At 65.9% G+C, this 13,087-nt stretch carries 11 protein-coding genes; 7 read left to right on the forward strand and 4 right to left on the reverse strand.

The features are described 5' to 3' along the window. Positions 1-15 precede the first annotated feature (15 nt). Positions 16-921: a LysR family transcriptional regulator gene (locus tag ACVMIH_RS06550; protein WP_076828905.1), complete on the reverse strand. Its 906-nt coding sequence runs from the start codon at positions 919-921 to the stop codon at positions 16-18. Between the two features lie 190 nt (positions 922-1,111). On the opposite strand from ACVMIH_RS06550, the gene ACVMIH_RS06555 reads away from it, so the two are divergent. The 5 genes from ACVMIH_RS06555 to ACVMIH_RS06575 are packed head-to-tail and all read left to right on the forward strand — an operon-like array spanning position 1,112 to position 5,559. Continuing rightward, entirely contained in the window at positions 1,112-1,888 is a 777-nt protein-coding gene (locus ACVMIH_RS06555; protein WP_038386315.1) for an amino acid ABC transporter ATP-binding protein, read from the forward strand. 27 nt (positions 1,889-1,915) lie between these two features. After that, positions 1,916-2,710: an ABC transporter substrate-binding protein gene (locus tag ACVMIH_RS06560; protein WP_141341311.1), complete on the forward strand. Its 795-nt coding sequence runs from the start codon at positions 1,916-1,918 to the stop codon at positions 2,708-2,710. An 8-nt stretch (positions 2,711-2,718) separates the two neighbouring features. After that, positions 2,719-3,384 carry an amino acid ABC transporter permease gene (locus ACVMIH_RS06565; RefSeq protein ID WP_168856357.1) on the forward strand — a complete coding sequence of 222 codons (666 nt, stop codon included), beginning with the start codon at positions 2,719-2,721 and terminating at the stop codon, positions 3,382-3,384. Next, positions 3,371-4,627: a M20/M25/M40 family metallo-hydrolase gene (locus ACVMIH_RS06570; RefSeq protein ID WP_456861007.1), complete on the forward strand. Its 1,257-nt coding sequence runs from the start codon at positions 3,371-3,373 to the stop codon at positions 4,625-4,627. The genes ACVMIH_RS06565 and ACVMIH_RS06570 overlap by 14 nt, the downstream gene beginning before the upstream one ends. Beyond that, complete coding sequence (locus ACVMIH_RS06575) at positions 4,624-5,559, forward strand: arginase family protein (protein WP_018271602.1); 936 nt, start codon at positions 4,624-4,626, stop codon at positions 5,557-5,559. Before ACVMIH_RS06570 ends, ACVMIH_RS06575 begins: the two co-directional genes overlap by 4 nt. Positions 5,560-5,622: 63 nt before the next feature. Here ACVMIH_RS06575 and ACVMIH_RS06580 read toward each other — a convergent pair whose 3' ends face one another. The 3 genes from ACVMIH_RS06580 to ACVMIH_RS06590 all read right to left on the reverse strand — a co-directional run bounded on the left by ACVMIH_RS06580 (position 5,623) and on the right by ACVMIH_RS06590 (position 10,272). Continuing rightward, the gene (locus ACVMIH_RS06580; protein WP_456861009.1) at positions 5,623-6,849 is read right to left on the reverse strand and encodes a GGDEF domain-containing protein; all 1,227 of its coding nucleotides are present in this window, start codon (positions 6,847-6,849) and stop codon (positions 5,623-5,625) included. Between the two features lie 106 nt (positions 6,850-6,955). After that, positions 6,956-8,509 (reverse strand): AMP-binding protein, encoded by a 1,554-nt coding sequence (locus ACVMIH_RS06585; RefSeq protein WP_456856093.1) that lies wholly within the window; start codon positions 8,507-8,509, stop codon positions 6,956-6,958. Between the two features lie 29 nt (positions 8,510-8,538). Next, positions 8,539-10,272: an extracellular solute-binding protein gene (locus tag ACVMIH_RS06590; protein WP_456866393.1), complete on the reverse strand. Its 1,734-nt coding sequence runs from the start codon at positions 10,270-10,272 to the stop codon at positions 8,539-8,541. 370 nt (positions 10,273-10,642) lie between these two features. Between ACVMIH_RS06590 and ACVMIH_RS06595 the strand changes: the two genes are divergently transcribed. After that, a complete protein-coding gene (locus tag ACVMIH_RS06595; RefSeq protein ID WP_028340693.1) occupies positions 10,643-11,473 on the forward strand; it encodes an invasion associated locus B family protein in 831 nt (276 codons plus the stop codon). A gap of 339 nt (positions 11,474-11,812) precedes the next feature. Then, positions 11,813-13,087 carry an MFS transporter gene (locus ACVMIH_RS06600; protein WP_456861011.1) on the forward strand — a complete coding sequence of 425 codons (1,275 nt, stop codon included), beginning with the start codon at positions 11,813-11,815 and terminating at the stop codon, positions 13,085-13,087.

Consider the following 13,087-nt stretch of genomic DNA (forward strand, 5'->3'; position numbering starts at 1 on the left):
CGACGCAAGCCCCCCTCAGGATCGGATCAAATAGGGCGCAACGTGGTCGTCGAGCAGTTTCAGGAACTGCTCGGCGAGAACGCTGAGTTCGCCGATCGTCGGCTTCAGGACTCCGACCTCGTAGTGGATCGCCGGCGCGAAGGGGCGGACGACGAGCTTGCTCGCTCCGCTGGTTCGCCTGAGCGTTTCGGACGCGCTGAGCGCGTCGACGAGGCAGACACCCGCGCCATCGATGACGAGGTTGAGCGCGACGGCAAAGAATTCACACTCGATCGCTGGATGAAACGGCGTACCGCTGGCTTCGAAGGCGCGCGATACCGCGGCATAGGTCGATCGGCTCTGCGAGGTGATGATCAGATCATGTCGCTCGAGCAGATCGGGCGTGACGACTTTCCGGTCAGCCAGTGCATGCGTTGCAGGCATCACGCAGTCGAGCGACATCCGGTAGCGCCGCAACACGACATTGGTGCGGTCGAACGGCGGCTCGGCGACTCCGAAGTCGAATGCACGTGCCGAGACCAGGCTCCGGACATTCTCGGAGCTTCGGGTCAGGAGCCTGATCGTTGTTGACGGGCGCTCGCGCTGGAAGCGGCTGACGACGCCCGGAAGCCAGACTATCCCAGGTCCCGGACTCGCGATCGTCAGAACGCCGCGCTTGCCTGCGGAGATTCCGGCAGCGGCGTCCTCCAGTTCGGCAAACCCGGCGAGCGCCCGGATCGCTTCATTGTGCAACAGATGCGCCTCCGGCGTAGGCACGATATGGCGGCTCTCCCGGCGAAACAGCGCAAACCCGACATCTGCCTCCAGCCGTTTCAAGGCCGCACTCACAGCCGGCTGCGATACCCCGAGTGCACGCGCGGCCTCGGTTGCCGATCGATGCTGCATAACAGCATGAAAAATCTCAACAAGACGCCGATCCATAACCAATATCTATATATCGTTTCGATGTCGCTCGTGGTATGAGCATGGAGGGAAACGCCAATAATACAAGGAATTTTCGCACATCACGCCGGCGAAATTCCAGATAATGTTACCGCAATCTGAGCGTGACGAGCATTGGCATTATATTTGCTTATGTTTCGAGATGAAGTCGTCTGGAGGGTCTGCGGGGATGAACACAAGCCACGCATCGTGCGCCGCGTCGGTCCTGGCCGCCGAAGCGGTGGTCAAACGCTTCGGCGCCCACACCGTTCTGAACGGCGTGGATCTTGCGCTGGGCACCGGGCAGTCGACCTGCATCATCGGTCCAAGCGGCTCAGGCAAGACGACCCTTCTGCGATGCATGGCGCTGCTGGAGGCTCCTTCCGACGGGCGCGTCGTGATGGAGGGGGCGACGGTCTCGCAGGCCCGGCCATCGTCCGATGTGCGGCTCGCTGCCCGCAAGGTGCGGCCGGAAATCGGAATGGTGTTCCAGCAGTTCAATCTGTGGCCGCACATGACGGTGCTGGGAAACATCATCGAGGCCCCGATGCGCGTGCGCGGGGTCAGCCGGGATGAGGCGGTCGTCACGGCCGAACGGCTGCTTCAGAAGGTCGGCATGGAGGCGAAGCGCGATGCCTATCCGGCCAGGCTGTCCGGAGGCCAGCAACAACGCGTCGCGATCGCCCGGGCGCTTGCCATGCAGCCGAAGATACTCCTGTTCGACGAGCCGACGTCGGCTCTCGATCCCGAACTTCGCCGCGAGGTGCTGCAGGTCATGCGCACGCTCGCGCTCGAAGGCATGACGATGCTCGTGGTGACGCACGAGATGGGCTTCGCCCGCCGCGTGGCGAGCCATGTCGTGTTCATGGACGAGGGGATGATCGTTGAGCACGGCACGCCGGCCGCCTTTTTCGAACGGCCGACAACCGAGCGCGCCAAGCGCTTTCTCAATCAGTTTGACGAGTGATCACTGCACGACAGGAGATTGAAGCTCATGCCAAATCTGCGCCGACTTGCCTTCGTTTGCGCGCTCTTTCTCTCGATGACGCCGGCGGCTGCCCAGCAGACGCAGTCGCGCCTCTACGAGATCACCAAGAGCGGGGTACTCAGGGTCTGCATCTGGCCGATGTACTATTCAATTTCGTTCCGCAATCCAGATAGCGGACAGCTCGAGGGGATCGACATCGATCTCTCCAAGGAACTCGCCAAGGACATGGGCGTGAAGCTGGACTATGTGGAGACCAGCTTTGGCAGTTTCATCGCCGACCTGCAGGCCAACAAATGCGATCTCGGCATGTTCGGCGTCGGGGCGACGATGAAGCGTGCGCAGGCCGTCGCGTTCTCGGACCCGTATCTGACGAGCGGCGTCTATGCCGTCGTGCGCAAAGGCGGCCCGATCACATCCTGGGCGGATATCGATAAGCCGGGCGTCAACGCCGGCGTCTCGCTCGGCAGCTATGTCGAGAACTTCATGCGGTCCTACTTCAAGAACGCCAAGACCGTCGCGGTCGCACCTCCCGCCACGACCCAGGCTGAGCTGATGGCGCAACGCGTCGACGTCGTCATGACCGATTATCCGGCCTCGATCAAAATGAATGCCCAGTTCGACTGGACTACGACGGTGGCGCCGCCGGAAAACCTGTCCGTGACGCCTTACGCGTACGTCATGAACCAGGGTGACCAGATCTGGCTGAACTACGTGAACCTGTTCGTACGCACCATCAAGCTCGACGGCCGGCTCAAGGCCGCCGCCGAGAAGAACAAGCTCGGACCGATCGTCGCGCCCTGAGACATCAGATGCAAAGCTACAGCTTTCGCTGGGACGTCATCCCGAACAATCTGGGCTTTCTTGCCTCCGGCATGGAAATGACCCTTTTCATTTCAATTGTCACGCTCGTGGTGGCGACCCTGTTGGGGCTCGTCATCGCGATCATGCAGATGTCCCGCTTCCGCATCGCGCGCATCATCGCGCTTTCGGTCGGCGAAATCGTCCGCAATACGCCAATCCTCGTGCAGCTGCTATGGGTCTATTACGTGCTGCCGATCGTCTTCAATGTGAGGATCGATGCGCTGGCCGCATCGATCCTCGGTCTCTCGCTCTATTCGGCGGTGTTCATCTCCGAGGTCTTCAGGGCGGGCATCCAGACCGTTCCGGTCGGGCACCGCGAGGCGGCACAGGTGCTCGGCCTGACGCCCGCGCAGAGCTTTGTGCGGATCGTTGGCCCGCAGGCGATTCGCAGCGTGCTGCCGCCGCTGGCCGCCAATTTCGTCCAGCTCATCAAATATTCCTCGCTTGCGTCCGTGGTGTCGGTCGGCGAGGTCACGCGGCGCGGCATGGAGTTGTCGTCGTCAACGTTCAGGCCGCTGGAAATATTCACCTTCATCGCGGTGGTGTATTTCGCGATCTGCTGGCCGCTCACCCACTCAATCCGCATATGGGAAGCGCGCCTTGCACAACGTTGATCGAGTTCGCCGCGCGGTTTCGAGCGATCGGACCAGCCAGGTCGTCGATCTGGCGATGCGGCTGATCGGAGTGGCGTCGCCAAATCCGGACGGCGACACGCGCGCCGTCGCGGCGCTGGCGGCCGATCTCCTCAGGGCGCATGTGCCGGGCGTTGCGGTTGAGCTGCATCCGGGGACAGCCGAGATCGTCAACGTCGTCGCGCGGATCAAGGGCCATGCCCCCGGCCGGCGCATCGTGTTCAACGGCCATCTCGACACCTATCCGTTGGGCGGGCGGATGAGCTGGTCGGTCAATCCCGACGGAGAGGTCGTGGGCGGCCGCCTTTACGGCCGCGGCGCGGCTGACATGAAGGGCGGCATTGCGGCATCGATGGCCGCGATGGCCGCACTGGCCGAGCAGCGCGAGGCATGGGCGGGAGAGGTGGTGCTGACGCTCGCCGGAGACGAGGAAAGCATGGGTCCGTACGGGACCAAATACCTGCTCGACCAGGTCTCCCATGCCAGCGGCGACGCCGTGATCATTGGCGACGCCGGTTCGCCGATGGTGCTGCGCTTCGGCGAGAAGGGATTCCTCTGGATCGAGATCGAGGCGGAGGGCAGCGCGGCGCACGGCGCGCATGTCCATCTCGGCATCAATGCGATCGATCGCTTGCGCGAAGCGCTGGACAGAGTGAGTGAGCTGCGCAGCCTGGCCGTTGCGATGCCGGTCAATGTCGCCGACGCCATCCGCCGCGCAAGGCCTGTCTCCGAACCGTTGTGCGGCGCCGGCGAAGCCGACGTCCTGTCGAGCGTCACGGTCAACATCGGAACGGTGAGTAGCGGTTCGTCACCGAACCTGGTGCCGAGCCAGGCGCGAGCGGCCATCGACCTGCGTCTGCCGGTCGGCGTCACGTCGGAAGCCGTTCTCGCGCTGTTGCGAGAGGTGCTCGATCTGCCCGGCATCACATGGCGCGTGTTGCGCTGCTTCGAACCCAATCACACCGACCCCGGTGACGAGATCGTCACGCGCTGCGCAACGGCGGCGACGGACATCATCGGCAGGGCGCCGGCGATCAACATGCGCGTCGGCGGCTCCGATGCGCGCTGGTTTCGCATGTCCGGAATCCCGACGGTCGTCTATGGACCGACACCTCACAACATGGGCGCGCCGGACGAGTACGCTGACATCGCCGAACTGGCGACGGTGTCGCGCGTGCACGCGCTGACCGCCTTCGACATGCTGACAAGAGAGAACAGAGAATGAGCGACGTGGCGGGTTTCGTGGGTCCGGAAACATTCATGGGATTGCCGGCGGGGTTACCGCGGCCGGGCAGCCGCGCTGCCGTGCTCGGCGTGCCGTTCGATTGCGGCACGCATCCGTTCCGCGTCGGCGCCCGGCAAGGTCCCCTGGAGGTCCGGCGGGAGTCGCGGCTCATTCGCCGCTATCATCCGTCGCTCGCCGACGTCGATGTGCTGTCATTGCTGGGTGCAGTCGATGCCGGCGATGTTGCCTTGGTGCCGGGACGCATCGAAGACGCCTTTGTCAAGATCGAGGCTGCCGCTGGCCGGATTCTCGAGCTTGGCGCGGTGCCGGTCGGGATCGGCGGCGACGGTTCGGTCTCGCTTCCGCTGATGCGCGCCGCAGCCCGGTATCACAAGGATCTCGTCGCACTGCATATCGACAGCCATACCGATGCATATCCGTATACGCCGGACGATCGGTACAATGCGGCCACGCAGTTCACCAACGCGGCGCAGGAAGGCGTGGTGAACGCCGGCCGATCCTGGCACATCGGCGTGCGCGGCTTCACCTATTGCCCGGGTGTGCTCGAACATACGCGGTCGCTCGGATTTCGCGTCGTCACGATCGAGGAGCTGATGCGGCGCGGTTTCGCGCAGACCGTCGCGGAATTCAGCCAGGTCGTCGGCGCGCGGCCGGTCTATCTGTGCTGGGACATGGATGTGTTCGATCCATCGGTTGCTCCCGGCGTCTGCACGCCCGCCTGGGGAGGCCTGTCGGCCCGCGAGGGGATCGAATTGCTGCGCAGCCTTTCAGGCTTGAATATCGTCGCGATGGATTTCAACACAGTCAGCCCGCCACAGGACGTTCAGGGGATGGCCGCCCAGCTCTGCGCCCATATGATCATGGAGGCTCTCGTGCTGCTTGCCGCGGGCATGGGGCTGTTGCCGGACTGAAATCGCAGCGGCTTGATCGGTCATGCTACGCCGGCGATGACCGTGCCCTAAAATCCGCGGGCCTTACGACGCCGCGCGCTCCGGCGCTCCGAACAGCCGCCCCAGCAGCGACAGTGCGGAATCGCCCGGCATCAGCGTTGCGACGCTGACGGCGGGCTCGGCGCGGGCGTCGCGGCGGCCGTTCTGGGTGTGGCGCATGACGCTCGCCAATCGCCGCGTGATCGCCTGCGCGTTGCGCAGGTCGGTGCCGGCGAATGCCACGACCAGCGAGCGCTCGTCATGCACGGCACCGAAATCGGCTCGGCGCATCAGCCGGCTGATGATCCGCGCGCCGTCGAACTGCGCGCGCGGCTGCGTGTTGTCGAAGGTGAAGCGTGCCACCGAGAGCGCGCCGCCGCGCTCGGCGGTCTGGTAGACTGCGGTCGCGAAGTCGCGCTCGAACGCGGCCTTGGTGAGCAGGCCGGTGCGGGCATCGATCAGGCCCTTGGCGTCGATCGCCTTCAGCATGCGGCCGAGCCGCGCCTCGAAGGCGTGCTGGCGGATCATCGGCAGCGCCATGTCGGCGATGCGGGTCGGCCCGGCCGTGACGATCTCGAGATTGGGCAGCTCGTATCGCGGCGTCAGCTCGCCCGAGGCGACGATCACCGGCAACGGGCGGAAGCGGACATCCTCGGTCAGCACGGTCAGGAACGCATCCATCACCCGCGGCGTGAAGCCTTCCGCCAGCACGATGCCGTCGATATCGCGGCTCGAGAGATGCTTGGCGGCGGCCTCGATGCTCAGCGCGCCGACCACGCCGGCGCGTTCGCCGAGCGCGACCGACAGCGTCGGATAAGCGCCGCCGCGGCCGATCAACAGCGCGGTGGCCTCTCCGATCGGATCGATGTCAGACAGGGCGATCGGTGCCGGCGGCACCAGGCGGCGCATCACGGTAGAATGCAGCGCGCGAACGCGTAAGGACGCGTTGAGCCGGGCGACCAGCCGATCCGGCAGACCCTTGTTCTGGAAGAATGCAATCACGGTGTCGGGCAGGGTGGTCGCGGGATCGACCGCGATCAGCGGCAGATACGGCGCACGGGCGGCAGCGCGCTTGGCGAGACCCGACAGGGTGACGAAGTCGACGCCCTCGGCGGCCGCGATGATCGCGGCCGGCTTGACCTGCTCGATGGCCCGTCCGACCTCGTTCCAGTCGGTGACCACGACCGGGAAGAGTTTCGTCTCATCGAGGGCTGCGGCAAACGACGGCTTTGTCGACGCCGATACGATGAGGACCGGACCTTGCTGGGACATTCGAACGCTCGAAACCAATGCTTAAGATCAGCAACGGCTGCGATGCTAGTTCGCATGGCTTAATGCGGCGTCAACACAATGATAAGACTAACACAATGATAAGATTTTAACTCAACCCGGCGCCGCCACGGTCGCGAAATGCCTCGACCATCAAGGGGTTAAGCCCAAGTTCTGTGAGGGCGTCGCGGGCGCGCGCATTGTCCTGTGCCCGTCCGGCGAGCCGGTGGCCGCTGAGACGGTCCGGCAATGCGGTGAGCAGCGCGCCTTGGCCGAGGCGGCGCGACCACTCCTGCAGCTCCTGGGCGAGGAAGCGGTAGCCGCCGACCGTCATCACCCCCGACGGCGGCGCGGTGATGTTGACGGCCCCGGTCGCGCGATCGACCCGCGCGGCATATTCGGTGTCGACGAAATCGCGCGGCGGCGGCGCGATCAGGCTGTCGCCGGGCGGAGGCGGCGGCGCATAGGCGGCGACCGGCACCATCGGGCCGCGCAGGCCGAGCGTGCCCTTCGGCGTCAGCAGGATCTCGCCGGCGACCGATGCGCCGGGCGCTTCGCGCGGCGCACTGTGCGGCCCCGGCTTGATCACGGCCGGCGATCCGTCCTCGGCGGTGCGGCGGGCGCCGAACAGCCCGGCCTCGCCGAACAGATAGACGTCGGTCATGGTCACCCGCCGCGAGCTCCAGTGCGCGCTGGAGGCAACCTGCTCGGGCGTACGCCAGAGGCCAATCACGGTGCGCAGGCTGGGCAGGCGCTCCGACAGGCCGCGCTCGTCGAGCCGCAGTACGAGCTGCGCCGGCGCGATCAGCGTGTTGCAGGTGTGATCGTTGAACTGGGTCTCGAACGCTTCCTCGTCGAACGGGTGGTGCAGCACCAGCGTTCCGCCCGACAGCAGCCAGGTCACCAGCGACGCGCAGATGCCGGCGAACGACATCGGCGCGAATGCCGACATGATGGTGGCGCCTTGCGGCAGATCGCTCTCCAGCGACATCGCGAGCCCGCCGGCTATCAGGCCGAAATGCGCCCGCGGCACCGGACGAAGACCTTCGCTGGTGACGTCGAAGGAGATCAGCGCCGGCTTGCGGCCGTCCTGGATCATCGGGCGCGAGGCCCGGGAGTCCTCCAGGATCGCCTGGTCGAGCGACGCCATGCCTTCGGGCAGATCGGTCCCGAAGCCGCAGACATGGCGGATTGAGAACGCTTCGGCCGCGGCGTTCATGGCGATGTCGGCATAGGAGACGCCGTCGATCCGGCCGCAGCTGACGATCGCCCGCGCCGCGGTGCGGTTGAGCACGGACGTCAGCTCGGCCTGCCGCCACAGCAGCGGCAGCGGCACCACCACCAGGCCGACCCGATGCGCGGCAAGGACGGTCAAGGCGAATTCGACCGTGCCGGGCAGCTGCACGGCGATCACCGTGTTGGCCGGCAATCCGCTCTGCACGAAGTGGGCGGCGATCGCCGAGATCGCGCGGTCGGCCTGGGCATAGGTCAGGCGCTTGCGGGTCTGTCCGGTGATGCGCTGCTTGTTGAGCGGGTCGACCAGCGCCAGCGCCTCGGGTTGCCGCGCCAAAGTGCGCTTGAACAAGGTATCGAGCGTTGGCGAGGTGATCGACTGGTTCACAGGTTCAACGTCGGTTGCATCGCTTCGATCGGACCAGATCATGCCGCATCGGGTCGCAAATCACTTGGAAATCACTTGGACTGCGCGGCGGGCGTCTGCCACCAGGTTTCCGGCAGGTAGCCCGTCAACGCCGTGGTCGAAGGCCGTTCTATCCGATTCCAGCGCGCGATCCATTGCTCTCCCAAGTTAAATAGGGGGATAGCGTAGAAGCCCGACATCAGGGCCCGGTCCAGCGCCCGCACCGCCGAGACGAAGGCCGGCCGCTCGCGCGCCGCGAGCAGCGCCGCGATCATGGCGTCGATGGCGGGATCCTTGGCGCCCATGTAATTCCTTGTGCCCGGCACATCGGCGGCCTGGCTGCTCCAGTAGAACCACTGCTCGTTGCCCGGCGACAGCGACTGGTCCCAGCGGATGGGGATCATGTCGAAGTCATAGCCGACCCGGCGCTGCTCGAACTGCACCGCGTCGACCACCCGCACCGCGGCTTCGATGCCGGCCCGCTTCAGGTCGCGCTGATAGGCGAGGGCGATCCGCTCATGCTCGCGCGTCGTCACCAGGATCTCGATGCGCAGCGGCGTCCCTGTCGAGCGCTGCTTCAAGACTGTGCCGTCGAGCGCGTAGCCCGCCTCGGTGAGCAGCGCGAGCGCACTGCGCAGGAGGCCGCGGTCGCGCCCCGACCCGTCGGTGACCGGCAGTCGATAGCGGCCGTCGAGGATATCGGGCTGGATGTGCGACAGATATGGCTTGAGCAGCTCGAGCTCGCGATCGCCGGCGGGGCGGCCATAGGCGGACAGATCCGATCCGGCGAAGAAACCGCCGGCCCGCGAGAACAGTCCGAAATAATAGTTGCGGTTGACCCATTCGAAATCGAACAGCATCGCCAGTGCCTGTCGCACCCGCAGGTCGGCGAATTTCGGCCGCCGGCTGTTGAAAACCAGGAATTCGGACGGCCGCGGCGTGCCGATCTTGATGGTGTCGCGGATCACCTCGCCGTTGCGCGCCGCCGGGAAGTCATAGCCGTCGTGCCAGCGCAACGGCTCGGTCTCGGTCCGGAAATCATACAGGCCGCGCTTGAAGGCCTCGAACATGCCGTTGGCCTCGCGGTAGTAATCGAGCCTGATCTCGTCGAAGTTCCAGAGGCCGCGGTTGATGGGCAGATCGCGGCCCCAATAATTGGGATCCCGCGTGAAGGTGACGCTGGCGCCGGGCTTGACCGCCGTCACGCGGTAGGGGCCGGACCCGATCGGTGGGGCCAAGGTGGTTTCCTCGAATTTTTCGGGGTCGATGGCGTGCCGCGGCAGGATCGGCATCAGGCCGAGGATCAGCGGCAATTCGCGGTCCGCCACGCCGCCGAAATCGAACCGGACCGTGAGCGGGTCGAGCGCCTCGGCCTTTGCGACTTTCGAATAATACTGACGGTGCATCGGACGGCCGTGGTCGCGCAGCAGCGCCAGCGAGAACAGCACGTCGTCGGCCAGTACCGGCCGGCCATCCGAGAAGCGGGCGCGTGGATCGATGTGGAATGTCACATAGCTTCTGGCGTCGTCGGTCTCGACGCTGCGCGCGAGCAGGCCGTACAGCGTGAACGGCTCGTTATTGCCCCGCGCCATCAGGCTTTCGTAGACATAACCGCGCTCATAGCCGTAGCCCCTGACCTGCTGCACGGGGACGCCCCTGATGATCAGGGGATTGAGGCTGTCGTAGGTGCCGATCACGCCCTGGACCAGGCGGCCACCCTTGGGAGCGTCGGGATTGGCATAGGGCAGGTGGGTAAAGTCGGGTGGCAGCGCGGGGGCGCCATGCATCGCGATCGCGTGGCTCTCGGCGGCCGCCGCAGGGACCAGCCCGCTCGTCGTGTACCCCAGGACCAGCCAGATGGCGGCCCATGCGGCGCGCCAAGTGTGCCCGGGAACACGTGCGTGAGGCGCCGGATTTGATTCGCGAAACGTCACGCCCGGAGGTTTATCACAGGCCGCTGAAACTCGCCGCGAGATGGGCGCAAATCCGCTTGTCGGCATTGATCTTTCCGCGCGCCGCTGTATTGAAGGCGTGCAATTCGAAGGCGGGAACGCCTGTCACGTATCCGCCTCAATTGACTAGGAGACAGCCGCCCAAACGGCTATGTGTCGGCGCCTGCAGCGGTTTCGGGCTTCCGTTCAGAAAGGGTTTTCCGCAATGAATTTCCGTATCTTGGCCGCCCCGGTCCGGCCGCATGGGCGAATTGTTGCCCTGATGGCGGCGACGGCATTCTCTGCAGCGCTCCTGGTTCCTGCCGCTCGGGCCCAGCAGCCGGCAGCGCCGGCGCCTGCGGCACCGAAGGCTGCGCCCAAGGCGGCACCCAAGGCAGCTCCGAAGGCTCCGGCAGCCCAGGCGCCCGCCCAAGCACCGGCCGCCGGCCAGCCGCCCGCTGCGGCCGCCCAGCCGCCGGCGCAGGATCAGCAGATCCAGCTGATCTACGCCCCCTGGACCAAGTTCTGCCTGAAGGGCCAGGAAGCCAACGCCAAGCAGGTCTGCTTCACCGGCAAGGACGGCCGCATCGAGTCCGGCCAGCCGGTGATCGCCGCCGTGATCATCGAGCCGGAAGGCGAGCCGAAGAAGATCCTGCGCGTCACGCTGCCGCTCGGCATGCAGCTCGTGCACGGCACCCGTATCATCGTCGACGGCAACCCGCCGCAGCAGGCGCCCTATGTGATCTGCTTCCAGAACGGCTGCATGTCCGACTATGAAGCAACGCCCGAGCTGATCGCCAACATGAAGAAGGGCCAGAACCTCGTGGTCCAGGCGATCAATTCCAACGGCGCGCCGCTGACGCTGCCGCTGCCGCTCAACACCGAATTCGCCAAGGCCTATGACGGCCCGCCGACCGATCCAAAGGTGTTCGAGGAAAACTCGAAGAAGCTGCAGGAAGAGTTGCAGAAGCGCGCCGAAGAGCAGCGCAAGAAGCTGGAAGGCGCGGGCGGTGGCTCTGCGCAGGCTCCGGCGCCGGCCAACCCGGCGGCCAAGTAAACACCTCAATCACGCGTTCAAGAAAACGCGAGATCATCGCGATCAAAAGGCGCCCGGAAGGGCGCCTTTTTTGTCATGCGAAACAGACTGGCTGCTGGCAGCCTGCTGCGCTGGTGATTGCGCAGATCGTGTGCGATGGTCGTCGAAGGGTGCTTCGATTGCGTCGCGCGATGAGCGCGCATCGGCGGTGCCTGGTCCGGACAAGTCCGGCGTCGAAGCACAATCATAAATCCGATACGGGAGGCCAGACGAAAGCGCGAACAGCGCCTTCGATGCGCAAATGCGCGCGTGGTTCTTCCGCGAATCCTGGCCGCCGCTCGCAGTCATGGAAGTCGCGCAATGTCCCAGCAAGCCGGCACGCAACGGCGGGAACCGCGCTCCCGGCCTCGGGAGCACCCGACCGGCGGTGCTTCGGTCGATGTTGGCGTTCGCGTCAGCCAGGACAACATCCCCGGAACGTTTCATCCCGGCATCGTCCATCTCGCGCTGGCGATGGGCGGCTTCGCAATCGGCATCGCCGAATTCGCGACCATGAGCTTGTTGCCGTTCTTCGCCCACGACATGCACATCAGCGAGCCCCAGGCCGGCCACGCGATCAGCGCCTACGCGCTCGGCGTCGTCGTCGGTGCGCCGGTCATCGCGGTGTTGTCGGCGCGCATGACGCGGCGGACGCTGCTGATCGCGCTGATGGGTTTCTTCGCGCTGATGAACGGCCTTTCGGGGCTCGCCCCCGATTATCACACCATGCTGGCGCTGCGCTTCCTGGCGGGGCTGCCGCACGGCGCCTATTTCGGCATCGCCATGCTGGTCGCGGCCTCGCTGGTCCCGACGGACAGGCGCACGGCGGCTGTCGGCCGCGTGCTGCTGGGGCTCACCATCGCGACGACGGTCGGCGTTCCGCTCGCCAACGGGGTCGGGCAGGCGATCGGCTGGCGCTGGGCCTTCGCGATCGTCGCCGGCCTCGCGCTCTTGACCGCGATCCTGGTGCTGATCTTCGCCCCGCGTGATGCCGCCAACAGCAAGGCGAGCCCGCTGCGCGAACTGTCGGCACTCGGGCGCAAGCATGTCTGGCTGACGCTGGCGATCGGCGCCATCGGTTTCGGCGGGCTGTTCTCGGTCTACACCTACCTGGCCTCGACCATGCTGGCGGTGACCCACACCTCGCCCGCGCTGGTGCCGGTCACGCTATGCGTGTTCGGCGCCGGCCTCACCGCCGGCAACATCATCGTGCCGCGCTTCGCCGACCGCGCGCTGATGGCAACCGCGGGCGGGCTCCTGCTGTGGTCGGCGGCGACGCTCGCGCTGTATCCGCTGGCGGCCGGAAATTTCTGGACGCTGACCGCCGACGTGTTCCTGATCGGGCTGGGCGGGGCGCTCGCCACCGTGTTGCAGACCCGCCTGATGGACGTCGCGGGCGAGGCACAGAGCCTCGCCGCGGCGCTCAACCACTCCGCCTTCAACGTCGCCAATGCGCTGGGTCCGTGGCTCGGCGGAATGGCGGTCGCAGCCGGCTATGGCTGGACGTCGACCGGCCTCGTCGGCGCGGGGCTGGCGCTGGCGGGATTTGTTGTCTGGGCGATCGCGGTTGTCTTGGCCAGGCGCGAGGGGGTGTGA

The organism is Bradyrhizobium sp. USDA 4503, assembly GCF_054055815.1.

Bases quoted from the DNA above. Each gene is read 5' to 3' on its own strand.
- ACVMIH_RS06575 (WP_018271602.1), top strand. From the start codon at position 4,624: ATGAGCGACGTGGCGGGTTTCGTGGGTCCGGAAACATTCATGGGATTG.
- ACVMIH_RS06590 (WP_456866393.1), bottom strand. From the start codon at position 10,272: ATGCATGGCGCCCCCGCGCTGCCACCCGACTTTACCCACCTGCCCTAT.
- ACVMIH_RS06565 (WP_168856357.1), top strand. From the start codon at position 2,719: ATGCAAAGCTACAGCTTTCGCTGGGACGTCATCCCGAACAATCTGGGC.
- ACVMIH_RS06560 (WP_141341311.1), top strand. From the start codon at position 1,916: ATGCCAAATCTGCGCCGACTTGCCTTCGTTTGCGCGCTCTTTCTCTCG.
- ACVMIH_RS06580 (WP_456861009.1), bottom strand. From the start codon at position 6,849: ATGTCCCAGCAAGGTCCGGTCCTCATCGTATCGGCGTCGACAAAGCCG.
- ACVMIH_RS06555 (WP_038386315.1), top strand. From the start codon at position 1,112: ATGAACACAAGCCACGCATCGTGCGCCGCGTCGGTCCTGGCCGCCGAA.
- ACVMIH_RS06585 (WP_456856093.1), bottom strand. From the start codon at position 8,509: ATGATCTGGTCCGATCGAAGCGATGCAACCGACGTTGAACCTGTGAAC.
- ACVMIH_RS06550 (WP_076828905.1), bottom strand. From the start codon at position 921: ATGGATCGGCGTCTTGTTGAGATTTTTCATGCTGTTATGCAGCATCGA.
- ACVMIH_RS06595 (WP_028340693.1), top strand. From the start codon at position 10,643: ATGAATTTCCGTATCTTGGCCGCCCCGGTCCGGCCGCATGGGCGAATT.
- ACVMIH_RS06600 (WP_456861011.1), top strand. From the start codon at position 11,813: ATGTCCCAGCAAGCCGGCACGCAACGGCGGGAACCGCGCTCCCGGCCT.